Source organism: Pseudarthrobacter sp. GA104, from assembly GCF_009741265.1.
In the GTDB taxonomy this organism is placed as follows: Bacteria; Actinomycetota; Actinomycetes; order Actinomycetales; family Micrococcaceae; genus Arthrobacter.
The window spans coordinates 3,911,338-3,929,010 of record NZ_WOWL01000001.1 but is presented as its reverse complement, the minus strand read 5'-3'; the positions used below and the strand labels follow the sequence as shown (position 1 = coordinate 3,929,010).

Here is a 17,673-nt window from a genome sequence, read left to right as displayed (position 1 = left end):
TCAGTATTCGCCTTCAGGTTTCAGTTCCCGGGACAGCAGGACGGGCCCCAGTTGGTCAACGGACAGCTTGCCGGCCAGCACGGCAACGACGGCGGCTGTAATGGGCATCTCCACGCCCAGCTTGCCTGCCAGCTCGTGGACCGCCTGGCCCGATTTTATGCCTTCGGCGGTCTGTGTCATCTTCTGGCCCACTTCCTCAAGCGTGAGGCCCTGCCCCAGGAGCCGCCCGGCGGTGTGGTTGCGTGACAGCGGGGAGGAACAGGTGGCCACAAGGTCGCCCAGGCCTGCGAGGCCTGCCATCGTCTTGGCTTCTCCGCCAAGGGCAAGGGCCAGGCGGGACGTTTCCGCGAGTCCGCGGGTGATGACGGACGCCTTGGTGTTGTCCCCCATCTGCCTGCCCTCGCAAATGCCGACGGCCAGGGCAATAACGTTCTTGACGATCCCGCCGATCTCCACGCCCACGACGTCGGCGGTGGTGTACGGCCGGAAGTAGGGGGCCGTGCAGCTCCTGGCGATCCAGCCTGCGGCGGCGGAGTCGGTGCAGGCAACCACAGAGGCAGTGGGTTCTTCGCGGGCGATTTCCATGGCCAGGTTGGGGCCGGACACAATGGCTATGCGCTCGGCGGGCAAGCCCAGTTCCTCGCTGATGACCTCGCTCATCCTGGCGTCCGTACCGAGCTCCAGGCCCTTCATCAGCGAGACAACCATGGCGTCCGGAGCGATCAGGCTTTTCCACTCCCGCAGCTGCGGCCGGAGCGACTGCGCCGGGACCGCGATGACCACAAGGTCAGCGCCCTCCAGGACAGCGGCGACGTCTGTTGACGCGGAGATGCTCTCCGGCAGCGGGATGTCCTTCAGGTACTGCTCGTTGCGGTGGTCCGCATTAATCCGGTCCACCACTTCAGCACGCCTGCCCCACAGCCTGATGCTGCGCGGCTCGCCCGCAGCAGCCGCGGCGTCAGCGAGGATTTTCGCAAAGGTTGTTCCCCAGGAGCCGGCGCCGAGAACAGCAACGGAGCGGGCCGAGCCCGTCTGCCTTCCCCCAGGGGTCACGGAGCTTCCGTTCCGGTACCGGTCTGCTGCTGCCCGCGCTCCACGAACCTGCCGTGCCGGGCCTGCTGCTTCTTGGTCGGATCCCACCGCTCAGCCGGAGGCTCTTCTCCCCTGATTTCGGCCAGGAGTCCAGTGATCGCATCCATGATCGCGTCGGTGGCCCCGGCAAGGGTTGCCTTGTCCAGCGGACGGCCGCTGAAGGCGCTGAGGTCAACGGGCTCGCCCACCACTACGGTCGACTTCTTGCGCGGGAACAGGTGGAACCGCTTGCCGTAGCGGGGGAAAACTTCGTGGGCGCCCCAATGGGCAATCGGAACCACCGGAATGCCGCCCTCCAGGGCAAGCCGCGCAGCACCCGTGTGGCCTTTCATGGGCCACAGCGCCGGATCACGCGTCAGGGTGCCTTCGGGGTAGATGATGATGGCCCCGCCTTCGGCAACGATCTCCTGCGCGAGCTGCAGGGAGCGGTTCGCCCCCGCGGACGAACGTTCCACCGGGATCTGCTTTGTTGCCCGCAGGACCCAGCCCAGCACCGGAACCTTGAAGAGCCCTGACTTGGCAAGGAAGTGCGGGGCAATCTTGTGGTTGTAGAGGAGGTGGCCGACGATCAGGGGATCGATCTCGGTGCAGTGGTTGGGCGCGGCGATAAAACCGCCCGCAGGCAGCTTTTCCGTGCCCTCCCACTTCTTGTCCATCATGAGGTTGAACAGGGGGCGGACTATGCCGGCGACCACAGCGAGGGTGGCGCGGCTCTTGGCCGGTTCCTTCACGGCTGCCTGCTACTTCTCTGTGGTGATGTCGAAGTCGGCGCCAAGGCCGGCCAGCTTTTCAGTGAAGCGCTCGTAGCCGCGGTTGATGATGTCGATCCCCGTGACGCGGGAGGTGCCGGTGGCCGCGAGGGCGGCAATCAGGTGGCTGAAGCCGCCGCGCAGGTCCGGAACATCGATGTCGGTGCCCTTGAGCTGGGTGGGTCCGGAGATCACCGCGGAATGCAGGAAGTTGCGCTGGCCAAAACGGCACGGCACGCTGCCCAGGCACTCGCGGTGCACCTGGATGCTGGCGCCCATCCGGATGAGCGCGTCCGTGAAGCCGAAGCGGTTCTCGTAGACCGTCTCGTGGACGATGGAGACGCCTTCGGCCTGGGTCAGGGCCACCACCAGCGGCTGCTGCCAGTCCGTCATGAAGCCGGGGTGCACGTCAGTCTCCAGCACCAGCGGATTGAGCTTCCCGCCGCGGTGGTAGAAACGGATGCCGTCTTCACCGATGTCCATGCCGCCGCCCACCTTGCGGTAGGTGTTCAGGAAGGTCATCATGTCCCGCTGGGAGGCGCCTTCAACGAAGATGTCACCCTTGGTCACCAGTGCCGCAGAAGCCCACGACGCCGATTCGTTGCGGTCCGAAAGCGCCCGGTGGTTGTAGCCGCCGAGGTCGCGGACGCCCTCGATGCGGATGGTGCGGTCAGTCTGGACGCTGATGATGGCGCCCATCTTCTGCAGCACGGCGATGAGGTCGATGATTTCCGGCTCTGTTGCAGCACCGGACAGCTCGGTGATGCCCTCGGCGCGCGTGGCGCTCAGCAGCACCTGCTCGGTGGCGCCCACGGAAGGGTAGGGCAGGGAGATCTTGGCGCCGTGCAGGCCCTTGGGGGCTGAGATGTGGATGCCGCCGGGCCGCTTCTCCACCACGGCACCGAACTGGCGCAGGACGTCCAGGTGGTAGTCAATGGGCCGGTCGCCGATCTTGCAGCCGCCGAGGTCGGGGATGAACGCCTCGCCGATCGCGTGGATCAGCGGCCCGCAAAGCAGGATGGGGATCCGGGAGTCGCCCGCGTGGGCGTCGATGGCGGTGCTGGACGCCGTCTTGGCGGCCTTGGGGTCCAGCGTGAGGTCGCCGGTCACCGGGTCCTTCACCACGGTCACGCCATGGAGCTGCAGGAGGGAGGTGACGACCTCCACGTCCTTGATCTCCGGCACGTTCCGCAACACCGACGGTTCGTTGCCCAGCAACGCTGCCACCATCGCCTTGGGAACAAGGTTCTTTGCTCCCCGGACGCTGACGCGGCCTGTAAGCGGGACTCCGCCGCGGATTGTCAGAACACTACTCATATACCGGTTTCCTTACGATCACTCGCCCCCAAATCCTTGCAAAGGCTCCAACCAAGCATAGGAGGTTGCGTTACCTAACCGAAATACGCGGGCGACGGCGGCAGGGCGTGGCGTGCCGCCGTCGGCCCTGCGCGGCTGCTTCAGCCGTTGGAGGAAAGGCGTGCCGGCAGGGTTTTCGGCTTGAACGAAGGACGGGTCGCCTCGTAGGCCGTGATGTCCGCCTCATGCTGCAGGGTCAGCCCGATGTCGTCCAGGCCCTCGAGCAGGCGCCAGCGCGTGTAGTCGTCAATCTCGAAGGGCGCAACGATGTTTCCGCACACCACGGTCTTGGACACCAGGTCCACCGTGACTTCGGTCCCCGGAGCATTCTCCAGTTCTTTCCAGATCAGCTCGATGTCATCCTGGGAGAGCTCGGCGGCCAGCAGGCCCTGCTTGCCGGAATTCCCACGGAAGATGTCGGCGAAGCGGGAAGAGAGGACGGCCTTGAAGCCGTAGTCCTTCAGCGCCCAGACGGCGTGCTCGCGGGACGATCCTGTTCCGAAGTCCGGGCCTGCCACCAGGACGGAGCCGGCGTTGAACGGCTCCTTGTTCAGGATGAAGGACGGGTCCTTGCGCCACGCCGAGAACAGCGCGTCCTCAAAGCCGGTCCGGGTAATCCGCTTGAGGTAGACGGCGGGGATGATCTGGTCCGTGTCCACGTTGCTCTGCCGCAGCGGGACGCCGATTCCGGTGTGGGTGGTGAACTTTTCCATGGCGTGTCCTAGGCTGCGTCGGTGCGGATGGCGGCGGATTCGGGAGCCGGATCGAGGTCCGACGGCGAACTCAGCGTGCCGCGGATGGCAGTGGCTGCGGCAACCACCGGGGAGACCAGGTGGGTGCGGCCGCCTTTGCCCTGGCGCCCTTCGAAGTTGCGGTTGGAGGTGGACGCGCAGCGCTCCCCCACGTCCAGCTGGTCCGGGTTCATGCCGAGGCACATGGAGCAGCCGGCAAAGCGCCATTCAGCGCCGAAATCCTTGAACACGCGGTCCAGGCCTTCGGCCTCCGCTTCCAGCCGCACGCGTGCCGACCCCGGCACCACGAGCATGCGGATATTGGGATCCTTCCGGCGCCCGCGGATGATGTCCGCCGCTGCACGGAGGTCCTCCATCCGGGAGTTGGTGCAGGAACCCAGGAACACGGTGTCCACCCGGATGTCCTTCATCGGCGTGCCGGCCTTGAGGCCCATGTACTGCAGTGCCCGCTCGGCCGCTGCCTTGGCGTTCTCGTCACCGAAATCCTCCGGAGACGGGACGGACTCGGACAGGGAGACGCCCTGGCCAGGGTTGGTGCCCCAGGTGACGAACGGCTCCAGGGTGTCGGCGTCCAGGTCCACCTGGGCATCGAAGACGGCGTCGTCGTCGGTCCGCAGGGTGTTCCAGTACTCGACGGCGGCATCCCAGTCCGCGCCTTCCGGCGCGTGCGGGCGGCCCTTCATGTAGTCGTAGGTGGTCTGGTCCGGCGCAACGAGGCCGGCCCTGGCACCCGCTTCGATGGACATGTTGCAGATGGTCATGCGCGCGTCCATGGATAGCGCCCGGATGGCGGAGCCGCGGTATTCCAGGACGTAGCCCTGGCCGCCGCCGGTGCCGATCTTGGCGATCACGGCCAGGATGATGTCCTTCGCCGTAACGCCGGGACGCAGCGTTCCCTCGACATTGATGGCCATCGTCTTGAACGGCTTCAGGGAGAGGGTCTGGGTGGCCATGACGTGCTCCACCTCGGAAGTGCCGATGCCCATGGCCAGCGCACCGAAGGCACCGTGGGTGGAGGTGTGCGAGTCACCGCAGACAACGGTCATGCCCGGCTGGGTGAGGCCCAGCTGCGGGCCCACGACGTGGACGATGCCCTGCTCGGCGTCACCGAGGCTGTGCAGCCGCACGCCGAACTCGGCGCAGTTGTTGCGCAGCGTCTGGATCTGGGTGCGGCTGGTCAGGTCGGCGATAGGCTTGTCGATGTCCAGCGTGGGAGTGTTGTGGTCCTCCGTCGCGATGGTCAGGTCCGGCCGGCGCAGCTTGCGGCCGGCCAGCCGCAGGCCTTCGAATGCCTGCGGAGACGTGACCTCGTGGACCAGGTGGAGGTCGATGAAGAGAAGGTCGGGCTGGGCGTTGGCTCCATCACCATCACCTTTGCGCACCACGTGTGCGTCCCAGACTTTCTCGGCCAATGTCTTTGCCATGGCCATCTCCCTTCACTGCTGTTTGGCTGATGAGATCAACTGAATCAGGACGGCTCCGCACTGCGCCAGCCGAAAGATTTGCATCTCAGATATTGAGACGGCAATATCATTACATGGACAATTCTAGTGGAGTCGGTGTCATTGATAAAGCGGCCCAGGTGCTTGATGCACTGGAAGCCGGCCCCACCACCCTCGCGCAGCTCGTGGCGGCCACCGGCCTGGCCCGCCCCACTGTGCACCGGCTTGCGCTCGCCCTGGTGCACCACCGGCTGGTAAGCCGTGATATCCAAGGCCGGTTCGTCCTGGGGAGCCGGCTGGTTGAACTGGCCTCCGCCGCGGGCGAGGACCGCTTGATCGCCTCCGCCGGGCCCGTCCTGATGCAGCTGCGCGACGCCACCGGCGAAAGCGCCCAGATTTTCCGCCGCCAGGGTGACTGGCGGGTATGCGTGGCGTCGGCCGAACGGCCCATCGGCCTTCGTGACACCATTCCCGTAGGCACGCAGCTGTCCATGAAGGCAGGATCAGCCGCCCAGGTGCTGCTCGCCTGGGAGGACCACGACCGCCTGCTCGAGGGGCTTCAGTCAGCCCGCTTTACGCCTACCGTCCTGGCTGGTGTACGACGGCGGGGCTGGGGCCAGAGCCTCGGCGAACGCGAGCCCGGGGTGGCCTCAGTTTCGGCGCCGGTGCGCGGGCCGTCCGGCCGGGTGATCGCGGCAGTTTCCATCTCCGGACCCATCGAGCGGCTCACCCGCCAGCCCGGCAGGCTGCATGCGGAAGTGGTCTGCAATGCCGGCCGCATCCTCACCGAGGCCCTGCGGAAGAACAACGACTGACGCGCTGACACCAACCGGCGGCCCGTACCGGCGCCGCCGGGCTAGGATTTTCGGCATGGGCAGCTACGCAGTGTTTCTTCGCGGCATCAACGTGGGCGGCATCAACATCAAGATGGCTGATCTGCGGGAGGCGCTCAAGGCCGCAGGCTTTGCTGACGCCCGCACCCTGCTTGCCAGCGGAAATGTGGTCCTGGCCAGCCCCCTGGACGCGGACGCCGTCAAACGCGAATGCGAAAAATGCCTGCGGGACACGTTCGGCTATGACGCCTGGGTGGTGGTCCTCGAGTCAGCCCGGCTGTCGGACCTCGTGGCCGCCTGCCCCTACCCCGAGGACGACAAAACCACCCACAGCTACATCACGCTCTCCTCGGACACGGGTGTCCTCGATGAACTCGATGCGGCAGGGGCGGCGCTGGAGGGAAACGAACAGGAGAGGCTGGGTCCGGAGGCCCTCGCCTGGCTGGCACCGGCCGGCGGAACGCTGGACAGCCCCTTCAGCAAGATTTCCGCGAAAGCCAAATTCAAAGCCGCGACCACTACGCGCAACCTGCGCACCCTGCTCAAGGTAAGGGACGCCGCCGCCGAACTCGCGGCGAGCGGGGCTTAGCTCGCCTGCCCGGCCGCGCAGGCCCTATCCGGCCGCAGCCGTCCGGAGCGCGGAGTTAAAGCCGGCCAGCCGGCTGACCTCCACCTCCACGGGTTCCACGACGAGTTCCTGCGCCACCGCGGCCACGGCGGCATTCAACCGCTTCCGTGCCCTCGCCGCCCGTGCATTGGCCGCGGCGGCTGCAATAAAGCGGCCCGTGATGGCAAGGAAGATCCCCAAGGCCACCCCAAAAGCGATCATCAGCGTGGGCACAGGCCATCCTTCGACCCGGGGCACCTCCGGCACGGGCATCTGGAAGTATCCCAGTGCCGCCAGGACACCTAGCCAGCCCAAGCCACCCAGCACAGTCAGCAGGGCCAGCCACTGCACCACGTTGAAGACTCCCCACCACCAGGATTTACGGTTCGCGGCGAGGTCCGTTCCGGCGATGGCCTGGTCCAGGGCATCAGGCAACCGCTCCCTGCCTTCACGGGCGGCCCCCCGGATGGCTGCACGCCAGGGGCCGGGGGCACCGGCACTGGCGGCGTCGGCGAACTCCCGCACCGCTGCGTCCGTGCGCGCCCGTTCCGGCGCCCCTGCCGGCGGCAGCGACGTCCGGTTCAACTCCGACGGCGCCGCGCTGCGCAGGTTGAGCCGGCGCAGCGGATCCGCACGGAACCTGGACAGCCACCGGGTCACCGGCCACCCCGTGCGCTTCACTGACTCCAGCCGGTAGGACTGCGCCACCGCCTGCACCACCACCGGCACGTTCGCTGCGATGGCCAGCTCATCAGCCAGGCGTGTCCTGGCTGCAGGCCGGACACCGGCAGCAGTCCCCTCGCCCGACACGGCACCAAGGTCGGCCGACGCCTTTGAGATATCCGCTGCAAGCCGCTGGGCCTGGGCTTTCCGCTTGACCGCAACACCACGGATTGCCGCACGGACCTGGTCCACCCCGGCCCCCGTCAAGGCGGAGGCCGCAAGCACCTGGACCTTGCCAAGTCCGTCCCGGGCAAGGATGGAGCGCAGGGATTCCAGGACGGGCTGCACATCGCGCTCCGGCAGCCTGTCCACCTGGTTGAGGACCACCAGGGTCACGGCTCCGTGGGAGGCCAGGCGGGACAGGAAGTCGTTGTGCACGGCAGCGTCCGCGTACTTCTGGGGGTCAAGGACCCACACCAGCACGTCCACCAGCCCCACCATCCGCTGCACCACTTCGCGGTTGGACGCCTTGGTGGAGTCAAAGTCCGGCAGGTCCAGCAGGATCAGGCCGGTGCCTTCGTCCGCGAACCCATCGACGGCGGCGGCGTGATGGCGGTTGCGGACTTCGAGCCAGTCGAGCAGCGGCTCGCTGCCTTCCGCCCCCCACACCCCTGCCAAAGGTTCCGATGTGGTGGGACGGCGGGCTGCCGCCGTCGCAATTTCCGCGCCGCTGACCGCGTTGAAGAGGGAGGACTTTCCGCTTCCTGTGGCGCCAAAGAAGCCCACCACGGTGTGGTCGGCGGAGAGGGAGCGCCGTGAACTTGCGCGTTCCAGGACGCTAAAGACCTCCTGCAGGGACTCATCCGGAAGGACTCCTTCGCCAAGTTCCCGGGCATCGTTGAGGGCTGAGAGCCGCCGGTCAAGCCGGGACGACTCGCGGGTATCGCTGTGGCGGCTCATGCCTTGTCCGCCAGCCGGAGCAGTGATGCGGCGTGGGCGGCGAGGGCTTCGGGCGCGCTTCCGTCGTATTCCGGCAGCCGGGCGAGGAACCTGCGTCTCTCCTCCTGCAGCAGCCGCTGGCAGCGGGCGTGCAGGTCCTTGCGCGCTTGTTCGGCCATCCGCCTGACGGCGTCCTCGCCGAAAACCGCTTCGAGCAGCCGCTGGCCCACGACGGCGGTGCCTCCTGCTACGCCCACCTCCAGTCCGGTGAGTCCCGCCGTCATCGAAAACACCACGATCATCAGCGCGGCGCCCAGCCCGTTGATGCCGAAGGACAGCCAGCGCGCCTGGGTCCGCTTGCCCTGGCCCTCGGTGCGGATCAGTTCCATCAGTGCTTCCTGCCACGCCCGGATCTCGGCGGCGGCGCGGTCCTCGAAGCCCGGCGTCGTGCCGGAGAGATCATCAGTCCCCAGCAGCTGCCGGCCGGCGGGGTCGTTGCGCCAGTGCTGGTCCGTGTCCTCGGCGGCGTTGGCTGCTTCGTCAACGATGACAGCCTGCAGGCCTGTCTCGATGGCTGCTTCCACCCTTACCGCGGGCGCCGGTTCACCCCGGAAGAAGGCACCCATGCGGTCACGGAAGCGGCCCACATGCTGTTCGAGGGCCCGGAAAAATTCTCCCGTGCCCACGAAGTCCTGCCAGCGGGCCAGCACTTCGCCCCTCAGGAGCGCGCCATCCCTTGTCGCGTCCAGGATGCGGTCCGCAGCGGCTTCATAGGCGGAGACGGCGGCGCCCTCCAGGTTCGCGGCAGCATGCTGCTGCTCCCGTGCTGCCTGCGCAACGGCAGAGACACGGTCCGCCATCGCCCTGACGGTTCCGTTCAGCGTGCGGCGGGCAATGTCGGACCGGCCGGCGGCGTCAGCGGCCAGCCCTGCCAGCCAGGTCCGCAGCGGCTGGACCGCCCCGGCGGGGAGCATGCCCATGGGATCCAGGTTGGTTTCAGGTATCACGAACATCTGCGCCGCCCCCAGGCCTTCGCGGTCCAGGAGGCCGCGCAGGTCCTCGCTGACTTCTGCCTCCGCCGCCGGAGGGACCCTGTCCAGGACCACCCCCACCATGATGTCCCGCGAGGCTGCATTCAGGAGCAGTTTCCATGGAACGGCGTCGGCATAACGGTTGGCGGTGGTGACGAAGACCCACAGGTCGGCGGCGGCCAGCAGCTGGGCTGCCAGCTTGCGGTTGTCATCCGAGATGGAATCCACATCGGGGGCGTCGAGGACAGCGATTCCTGCGGGCACCCCGGGGTCCGACACGAGGACGAGGGATGACATTGCAGCGGCGTCCGGAACCGCTCCTGCCCGGTTGGCAGGCACGGGACTGCTGACGATGGAACCGCGGATCCTGTTCAAGCTCGGCAGCACGCGCTGGCCCTCGAACCAGGCCGCCTCCGACGGGTGGTGCAGGAGGATGGGCTGGCGGGTAGTGGGGCGGATGGCGCCTGCACGGGTTACCGGGTGGCCTACGATCCCGTTCACGAGTGTCGACTTGCCGGCTCCGGTTGAACCTCCGACGACGGCCAGGAGCGGAGCGTCAAGGCTGCGGTACCGCGGGAGGATGTAGTCATCGAGCTGGGCCACGGCGCTGGCGGCCTCGCGGCGCGCCTGCTCAGCATCCGGCAGGGCAAGAGGCAGCTCCGCCGCCGCAAGATCATTGCGCACCTCTTCGAGCAGCGTTAAGGCCGCAGAGGCAGCAGCACTGCCGGAAGGTTTGCGCTGCGGATCCTGCGGGGCATCCTGCTCGTTCCGGGAGGTCACAGCAACATCATGCCAGTTCCCGAACTGTTCGCCGTACGCCCTGCGCGCGGTGCCATAGCTGGGCCGGCTTCTCCACGTAGCGGCAGGACAGCCACGCAACTGGTGCTACCAGCAGTAACGAGGCAGCCGCAAACACCAAAGGAGGCACAACGGAGTGTAGCCCGAGGGCGGCAAGGAACTGCTGCGCAGGCCAACCATAGATATAGATACCAAACGAAACGTCATAGCGGGACCCCACTCCGAAGAGGGGAAGATACAGTGACCCCAGGATGAGGAAAAGACTCAGGGGAAGGTGTACCAAGGATGACGCGAAGCCGAAGGATGACACCAGGACCACCAGGCCGGCGGCAAGCACGAGGGTTGTAGGGTTCGCGGGAATGACATCCTGGAAAAGGTAGATCAACGCTCCTGCGAGAAACGACAAGACAGGTATAAGCGGCCAGTCGTTACGCACGGGCGCGGCGATCCAACCGGCGTCGACGGCCACGGCAGCGGCTGAAGCGACACTGAAGAGAGTCAGCAGCGCGAGGCGTACTAAGTCGGGCCGGAAAAGCCGGAACACTATTCCGATCAGGATGTAACAGGCGATCTCCCAGAACAGCGTCCACAGTGGGCCGTTCCACAATCGGGGGTCTGGCAGGCCTTCAAGCGACCCGGGAATGCCCCCGACTGCGATAAAGGGGGTGCCGGCGGACAGATTTGTGACAAAGTAGACCGCAGCACCGGAAAGCGAGTAATGCCGGCCCGTCGAGGCGGCCGTAACAGGGGCAACCACAAAAGCTACAGCGGTCACGCAAGCAGCAAGGCCGGGGAAGATCCGCAGAAACCTGGCTAGGCAGTAACTGCCGGCTGAACTCGCCCGTGTCCTGCTTCGCGTTATCAGGTATCCAGAAATCCCGAAGAAGCCCAGCACCGCCCAACTGCCGAGCTTTACACTCCCCGGACTGGGCTCGGGCCCATAGCCTCCCAGCCACCAGGAGTGGGACAGGATGACAGCCGAGGCCAATAGCAGCCGGATGGCGTTCAAAGAGTTCTTGTTTCCGGCAAACCGGCTTCCCAGCACAGATTCCCCCAAATGGCTTCGATTTGGGTTCAAGGTATGGCAGCTTCCCCAAGAAACATGTCAGGTTTGCCGAAGCTTTAAAGAAAGATGGCCCCGGGCGTTTGCCCGGGACCATTTCGGTGGTGACCCCAGCGGGATTCGAACCCGCGTTACCGCCGTGAGAGGGCGGCGTACTAGGCCGCTATACGATGGGGCCGTGTACATTTCCGTACTTTTGCCAGCGTTTCCGCTGATCAAGCTCAGTGATTCTTTCACACACTTTGCTTTGGTTTCAAATCGGCGGACCGGCTGAAACCGTCTGTTTCGAGCTTCGAACTGCTGCTCAAACCAGAGCTGGGATACCAGGACTCGAACCTAGAATGACGGTACCAGAAACCGTAGTGTTGCCAATTACACCATATCCCAATGATACTTTCGGGCCGGATTTCAGGGGCTTTACCCTGCTCCGTGCGCCTCAGCACGAGAAATTACTTTACCTGAGACTCTTGGCTCGCACAAATCGGCGCGGGTGATGCTGGCCACGACAGCCTTGCATAGTGAATGGACGGACGGAAGGGGCGACGCAATGGCTTGGAGGGCGCGGACAGTCATCGGTTTGCTCGGTGCGGCCGGGGTCGCGGCGTGGGCTCGGGCCTGGCGCCCCCGGCACTTGACGTGGGGCGCAACCCCTGATGAGGTGGCCCGGGCGTTGCCGGGTGATGACCTGGTGCGGTCTCCGACTTTCAACGCCACCCGTGCCATCTCAGTCGGAGCTCCACCCGAACGGATCTGGCCCTGGCTTGTCCAGGTCGGGGTGCGGCGGGCCGGGTGGTACAGCTATGACCTGCTGGACAACCTCGGACGTCCCAGCGCCAGGCAGATCCGCCCCGAATGGCAGGCCCTGGAACCGGGCGACACACTGCCGATGAGTCCGGACGGCAAGCACGGTATCAACGTCTACTCAATGGACTACCCGCGCTCCATGGTCTGGGGAACCCCGGCTGACACCACATGGGTTTGGCAGCTTGACCCGCAACCGGACGGAACCACCCGGCTCCTCACCCGGATCCGCTCCCGCATCCGGTGGTCGCCGGCATCCATTGCGTTCTCGGCACTGCTGGAAGTTGCCGACTTCTGGATGATCCGCAAAATGCTGGCCGGCCTGCGTGAACGGGCCGAGCAGAGCGGAACTTCCCCGGGCGGGGAGGACGGCCGGACCCCTGCCCGGAGCGCTTCCTAGCCGACCAGCTCTGCCAGCGAGGACACGGCGTTGCCTTCAAACTCCGCCACCGGCTCCCCCACCCTGTTGAGCCAAACGCCGACCAGCCCCGCCGCCGTCGAGCCCTCCGCGTCCAGGAGCCGGTTGTCGCCCACATAGAGCGTGTCGGCCGGTGCGGTACCCAGCAGCCGGACACCTTCCAGGTAGATGGCCGGATCGGGCTTCGCCACGCCCAGCGTGTCCGTCCCCACCAGCCGCCGGACGCGTTCCAGTCCGGCTCCGTCCAGCTTGGCGCGCTGGTAATCATGCACGTTGTTGCTGACCGCCCCGTAAGGGATGCCTGCCTGGTCCAGGACGTCCAGCAGCGGCATGACATCCGGAAAGGGCTTTACGTAGGCGGGCTGCTTTTCAATGTAGGCCGCCAGCCACTGGTGGGACTGCTCGCCCTCGTCCAACTCGACACCGAAGTGGCCCAGGGCGGCACGGCCGCGCAGCAGCCGCTGCTCGTTGAAGGTGAGTTCACCGGCCAGGTAGCGGTCGTAATAGTGGGTGGTTTCGTGCGTAAAGATACGGCCGAACCTCTCCCACCCGGCCTGGTCCAGTCCGGGCAGGAGGTGTTCGCTGACTTCCCGCAGCGCGGTTGTCATCGAGAACTCGAGGTCCACCAGTGTGTCGTCGATGTCGAACAGAATCCCCCGCACCGCCCCGAAGGGCGTGTCCAGGAAACTGGTGGAGGCAGCGGTGGGAGCTGACATCAGCCGCGGAAGGCCCGGAGCCTGCGGAGTGAGGATTCCCGGCCGAGGATCACCATGGACTCGAAGAGCGGCGGCGAGATGCGGCGGCCGGAAACAGCCGTACGCACCGGCCCGAAGGCGAGCCGGGGCTTGAGGCCCAGCTCCTCAACCAGGGTCCGTTTCAGGGCAGCCTGGATTTCTTCCGCCGTCCACTCCTGCACGCCGTCCAGGGCGGCGATTGCCGCATCGAGGACCTCCCCAAGGTTCTCCGGAAGTCCCTTCCGGGCGTCGTTCGCCACATCGATGGCGTCGTCATCCTTGAACAGGAATCCGAGCATGTCGGGCGCCTCGCCCAGGAGCGTGATGCGTTCCTGGATCAGCGGCGCGGCCTCGGTGAGGATTTCCTCCTGCCGCGCCGTGAGCTGCTCCCCCACGTAGCCCGCGGTGCGCAGGTACGGCACCAGCCGCTCCCGGAAGTCCCCCGGCGCGAGCATCCGGATGTGGGTCCCGTTGATGGCTTCGGCCTTCTTGATGTCAAAGCGCGCAGGGTTGGCCAGAACGTCGTGGACATCGAAGTTTTCGATCAGCTGGTCCACGGTGAAGATGTCCTCGTCCGCGGACAGGCTCCAGCCCAGCAGGGACAGGTAATTCAGGAGGCCCTCGGGAATGAAGCCGCGGTCGCGCAGCAGGAAGAGGTTGGACTGCGGATCACGCTTGGACAGCTTTTTGTTGCCTTCGCCCATCACGTAGGGCAGGTGGCCGAACTCCGGCATGTAGCTGGCAACACCGATTTCCATCAGGGCGCGGATGAGGACAACCTGGCGCGGTGTGGAGGACAGCAGGTCCTCGCCGCGCAGTACGTGGGTAATGCCCATGAGGGCGTCGTCCACGGGGTTTACCAGGGTGTACAGGGGGGACCCGTCCGCACGCACGATGACGTAATCCGGGATACTGCCGGCTTTGAAGGTGATCTCGCCGCGGACCAGGTCGGTGAACGTGACGTCTTCATCGGGCATCCGGACCCGGAGCACCGGCTGCCGGCCTTCGGACCTGAAGGCAGCCACCTGATCTTCGGTCAGCTCGCGGTCAAAGTTGTCGTAGCCGAGCTTGGGGTCGCGGCCGGCCGCGCGGTGGCGCGCCTCGACCTCCTCGGGGGACGAGTAGCACTCATAGGCGTAGCCGGCCTCGATCAGCTTGGCCACGACGTCCTTGTAAAGGTCCAGCCGCTGCGACTGCCGGTACGGTTCGTGGGGCCCGCCCACTTCCACGCCCTCTTCCCAGGTGATGCCGAGCCACTTCAATGCTTCCAGCAGCTGCTGGTAGCTCTCCTCCGAGTCGCGTGCAGCGTCCGTGTCCTCGATGCGGAAGACGAAGGTGCCCTTGGTGTGCTTGGCATGGGCCCAGTTGAACAGTGCCGTGCGGATCAGCCCCACGTGCGGGGTGCCCGTGGGTGACGGGCAGAACCGGACCCGTACGGGAGTGTCGGCAGAAACGGAGGGCAAGGAGGCAGCAGTCGACGCAGAAGCAGTAGTCATAGTGGCTCCAACTTTACCGTCTGCCGCCAGGGGTGAAGGCGGGCCTGGCGTCAGCGGCGCACGATGGGGTTGGACAGGCGGCCGATGCCCTCAATCTCCACTTCGAAGCGGTCCCCCGCTTTAACGAGTCCTACGCCGGCCGGAGTCCCCGTCATGATGACGTCGCCGGGCAGGAGGGTGAAAGCCTGGGACACAATGGAGACCAGCTCGCGCACTCCCCTGACCATCTGGCTGGTGCTGCCGTCCTGCCGCAGCTCCCCGTTCAGCCTGCCCTGGATCTGCAGGTCCTCGGTATCCAGCTCTGTCTCGATCCACGGGCCCAGCGGCGCGGAGGTGTCAAAGCCCTTGGCCCGGGTCCACTGCAGGTCGGTTTTCTGGACGTCCCGGGCAGTGAGGTCGTTGCCGCACGTGTAGCCGAAGATGACGTCGTCCACGCGGTCCTCAGGGACGTCCTTGCAGATCCTACCGATGACCACGCAGAGTTCAGCTTCGAAGGAGACTTCCTCGGAGAACTCCGGCAGCACTACAGGATCGTTGGGGCCCACGACGGCGGTGTTGGGCTTCAGGAACAGGAGGGGCTGGGCCGGGACTTCGTTGCCGAGTTCATGCGCGTGCTCCACGAAGTTTCGTCCCACGCCGATGACCTTGCTGCGGGGAATGATCGGGGCCAGCAGCCGGACGTCCTCCAGCTTGTGGCGGACGGAGGTGCGCTCCACCCCGTTGAAGAACGGGTCTCCGTGGATGACAGTGATTTCCTCACTGCCCGTGTCACCTTCGACAACGCCGTAGAGGGGATCAGAATCAACGACAAACCTGGCAATACGCATGGCTCCTACCCTACCGTCTCGCCACCCCGCGCCTGCCAGTGCTACGTCTGGGCCGCAGTGCCCCGGAGGTAGTGGAGCTGCGCCGCCACGGACGTTTCAGCGGCCCGCCGCACGGAAGGGTCGACGTCGGAATACACCGCGCCGGCGACGTCACGGGCGGTTGCGTCCCGGCCCAGGGTGTCCAGCGCAGCGCGGACCTGTTCCAGCCGCTCGAGGCGGTGGCTGCGGTAGGCGCGCGCAATTTCCGCCAGCGACGGAAGAACGGGACCATGGGCGGGAAGCACTGTGGCGGGGCCAATCGCTTCCAGCCGGTCGAGGGAGGCAAGGTAGTCCGCGAGGGTCCCGTCAGGGTAGTCGATCATTGTAGTGCCGCGGCCCAGGATGGTGTCCCCGGTCAGGACCGAGCCGTGGGCACCGTCGCCGGGGAGGTGGAAGCACACGGAATCGGAAGTGTGGCCGGGAGTGGCCACCACCCGGATGTCCACGCCCGCGGCGGAAAGAACTTCGCCATCCTGCAAAGGAGTGCCGCTCCCGTGGCAGTGGACGGCGTCGGCGGCACGCACGGGGGCGCCGGTCAAGCCATGGAGCCGGGCGGAACCTGCTGTGTGGTCCGCGTGGCGGTGGGTGATGAGGATGAGGTCCACGGGGCCTGCCGCTGCCAGGGCCTCCAGGTGGGCCTCGTCGAACGGACCGGGATCCACCACCACGGCGCCGGGGTTACCGGGTGCGTGCAGGACGTAGGAGTTGGTCCCCGCCAGGCTCATGGGTCCTGGATTGGGCGCCAGGAGAAACCGGGTCAGGGCCGAGCTGCGCTGCAGGACGGGGCCGGAAGCTGAAGTCACCACACCATCCTTGCAGACGCGAAAGGCGCCTGCCGGAGCAAAGTCCGGCAGGCGCCGTCGTACGCGTCTGGAAAGTGGGCGCCTAGGCCAGGCGGGTCAGCCAGCCGTGGGTGTCCGGGACAGTTCCGGTCTGGATGCCGAGCAGCTGCTCGCGGATGGCCATGGTGGTCTCCCCCGCCTTGGCGTCCTCGGAGCCGATGAACTCGGTGGCGTCCTTGAGGACTCCGATCGGGGTGATGACGGCTGCGGTACCGCAGGCGAAGACCTCGGCAATCTCGCCGGAAGCAACGCCGTCGCGCCATTCGTCAAGGGTGATCTTGCGCTCGGTGACCTGGCGGCCCATGTCCTTGGCCACCTGGATGACGGACATCCTGGTGATGCCTTCCAGGATGGTGCCGGTCAGCGCGGGGGTGACCAGCGAGCCGTCCTTCATCACGAAGAAGACGTTCATGCCGCCCAGTTCCTCGACTGCATTGTCGTTGAAATGGTCGAGGAACAGGACCTGCTTGCAGCCGTTGGCTTCTGCTTCCTGCTGGGCAATCAGCGACGCGGCGTAGTTGCCGCCGCATTTGGCATCGCCCGTTCCGCCGCGGCCGGCGCGGGCGTATTCACGGGAGATCCAGATGGATACGGGCTTCAGCTCACCGCCGAAATAGTTGCCGGCCGGTGAGGCGATCACCCGGAAGGAAACTTCGCGGGCGGCGCGCACACCCAGGAAGGCCTCGGTGGCGATCATGAACGGCCGCAGGTAGAGGGCCTCGCCGTCGCCGCCGGGAACCCAGTCCCTGTCCACGTTCACCAGGGCTCGGATCGCTCCGAGGAAGTATTCAGCCGGCAGTTCGGGAAGGGCAAGCCTGCGGGCTGACTTGTTCAGGCGGGCCGCGTTTGCTTCGGGACGGAAGGACCAGATGGAGCCGTCGGCATGGCGGTAGGCCTTGAGGCCTTCGAAAATCTCCTGGCCGTAGTGCAGCACGGCGGCAGAGGGATCCAGGACGATGGGACCGTACGGTTCAATCCTGGCGTTGTGCCAGCCGCCGTGGCCGTTCTCGTCGACGCTGTAGTCCACCACGGCGGTGTGGTCGGTGAAGTGGTTGCCGAATCCCGGGTTGGCCAGGATGGCTGCACGCTCTTCAGCAGACTTCGGGTTGGCCGAAAGCTGCTGGCTGAATTCGACGCCATGGGCGGTCTGGGTCATGGTTCCTCCACGATCGGCCGCCCCGTGTTCAGCAC

Annotated in this window: 16 protein-coding genes and 2 tRNA genes; 3 read left to right on the top strand and 15 right to left on the bottom strand. The window is 66.2% G+C overall.

Annotation, left to right across the window (positions count from 1 at the left end; genetic code table 11):
- The 5 genes from GK109_RS17950 to leuC all read right to left on the bottom strand — a co-directional run bounded on the left by GK109_RS17950 (position 1) and on the right by leuC (position 5,373).
- Positions 1–1,053, bottom strand: coding sequence for an NAD(P)H-dependent glycerol-3-phosphate dehydrogenase (locus GK109_RS17950; protein ID WP_323056515.1), 1,053 nt, complete (start codon positions 1,051–1,053; stop codon positions 1–3).
- Positions 1,050–1,823 carry a lysophospholipid acyltransferase family protein gene (locus GK109_RS17945; protein WP_370460679.1) on the bottom strand — a complete coding sequence of 258 codons (774 nt, stop codon included), beginning with the start codon at positions 1,821–1,823 and terminating at the stop codon, positions 1,050–1,052. The genes GK109_RS17950 and GK109_RS17945 overlap by 4 nt, the downstream gene beginning before the upstream one ends.
- A 9-nt stretch (positions 1,824–1,832) precedes the next feature.
- Positions 1,833–3,158 (bottom strand): UDP-N-acetylglucosamine 1-carboxyvinyltransferase, encoded by a 1,326-nt coding sequence (murA, locus tag GK109_RS17940; protein ID WP_157241893.1) that lies wholly within the window; start codon positions 3,156–3,158, stop codon positions 1,833–1,835.
- 140 nt (positions 3,159–3,298) lie between these two features.
- Positions 3,299–3,910: a 3-isopropylmalate dehydratase small subunit gene (gene leuD / locus GK109_RS17935; protein WP_157241892.1), complete on the bottom strand. Its 612-nt coding sequence runs from the start codon at positions 3,908–3,910 to the stop codon at positions 3,299–3,301.
- Between the two features lie 8 nt (positions 3,911–3,918).
- On the bottom strand, positions 3,919–5,373 hold the full coding sequence (gene leuC, locus GK109_RS17930; RefSeq protein WP_157241891.1) for a 3-isopropylmalate dehydratase large subunit: 1,455 nt from the start codon (positions 5,371–5,373) through the stop codon (positions 3,919–3,921).
- A 113-nt stretch (positions 5,374–5,486) separates the two neighbouring features.
- Here leuC and GK109_RS17925 point away from each other — a divergent pair, with 113 nt between their 5' ends.
- Both GK109_RS17925 and GK109_RS17920 read left to right on the top strand, forming a co-directional pair.
- On the top strand, positions 5,487–6,206 hold the full coding sequence (locus GK109_RS17925) for an IclR family transcriptional regulator (RefSeq protein WP_009356552.1): 720 nt from the start codon (positions 5,487–5,489) through the stop codon (positions 6,204–6,206).
- A 55-nt stretch (positions 6,207–6,261) separates the two neighbouring features.
- Positions 6,262–6,813 (top strand): DUF1697 domain-containing protein, encoded by a 552-nt coding sequence (locus GK109_RS17920; protein ID WP_157241890.1) that lies wholly within the window; start codon positions 6,262–6,264, stop codon positions 6,811–6,813.
- Positions 6,814–6,837: 24 nt separating this feature from the next.
- Here the strand turns inward: GK109_RS17920 and GK109_RS17915 are convergent, their stop codons facing one another.
- The 5 genes from GK109_RS17915 to GK109_RS17895 form a co-directional block, all read right to left on the bottom strand.
- Positions 6,838–8,454, bottom strand: coding sequence for a GTPase (locus GK109_RS17915; RefSeq protein WP_157241889.1), 1,617 nt, complete (start codon positions 8,452–8,454; stop codon positions 6,838–6,840).
- Positions 8,451–10,244: a dynamin family protein gene (locus GK109_RS17910; protein ID WP_370460678.1), complete on the bottom strand. Its 1,794-nt coding sequence runs from the start codon at positions 10,242–10,244 to the stop codon at positions 8,451–8,453. Before GK109_RS17910 ends, GK109_RS17915 begins: the two co-directional genes overlap by 4 nt.
- A 7-nt stretch (positions 10,245–10,251) precedes the next feature.
- Complete coding sequence (locus GK109_RS17905) at positions 10,252–11,307, bottom strand: acyltransferase family protein (protein ID WP_370460792.1); 1,056 nt, start codon at positions 11,305–11,307, stop codon at positions 10,252–10,254.
- 120 nt (positions 11,308–11,427) lie between these two features.
- Positions 11,428–11,503 (bottom strand) — tRNA-Glu (locus GK109_RS17900).
- Positions 11,504–11,640: 137 nt separating this feature from the next.
- Positions 11,641–11,712, bottom strand: a tRNA-Gln gene (locus GK109_RS17895).
- Between the two features lie 160 nt (positions 11,713–11,872).
- Between GK109_RS17895 and GK109_RS17890 the strand changes: the two genes are divergently transcribed.
- A complete protein-coding gene (locus GK109_RS17890; protein WP_157241886.1) occupies positions 11,873–12,526 on the top strand; it encodes a hypothetical protein in 654 nt (217 codons plus the stop codon).
- Here the strand turns inward: GK109_RS17890 and GK109_RS17885 are convergent.
- From GK109_RS17885 to GK109_RS17865, 5 genes are all read right to left on the bottom strand, one after another.
- The gene (locus GK109_RS17885) at positions 12,523–13,260 is read right to left on the bottom strand and encodes an HAD family hydrolase (protein ID WP_157241885.1); all 738 of its coding nucleotides are present in this window, start codon (positions 13,258–13,260) and stop codon (positions 12,523–12,525) included. The two genes, GK109_RS17890 and GK109_RS17885, sit on opposite strands and share 4 nt — an antisense overlap.
- Entirely contained in the window at positions 13,260–14,774 is a 1,515-nt protein-coding gene (gltX, locus tag GK109_RS17880) for a glutamate--tRNA ligase (protein ID WP_157241884.1), read from the bottom strand. Before gltX ends, GK109_RS17885 begins: the two co-directional genes overlap by 1 nt.
- 50 nt (positions 14,775–14,824) lie before the next feature.
- Positions 14,825–15,601, bottom strand: a complete 777-nt coding sequence (locus GK109_RS17875; protein WP_157241883.1) for a fumarylacetoacetate hydrolase family protein — start codon at positions 15,599–15,601, stop codon at positions 14,825–14,827.
- A gap of 41 nt (positions 15,602–15,642) precedes the next feature.
- Positions 15,643–16,443 carry an MBL fold metallo-hydrolase gene (locus GK109_RS17870; protein WP_370460677.1) on the bottom strand — a complete coding sequence of 267 codons (801 nt, stop codon included), beginning with the start codon at positions 16,441–16,443 and terminating at the stop codon, positions 15,643–15,645.
- Positions 16,444–16,525: 82 nt separating this feature from the next.
- Positions 16,526–17,638 (bottom strand): branched-chain amino acid aminotransferase, encoded by a 1,113-nt coding sequence (locus GK109_RS17865; RefSeq protein ID WP_157241881.1) that lies wholly within the window; start codon positions 17,636–17,638, stop codon positions 16,526–16,528.
- Positions 17,639–17,673: the final 35 nt, after the last annotated feature.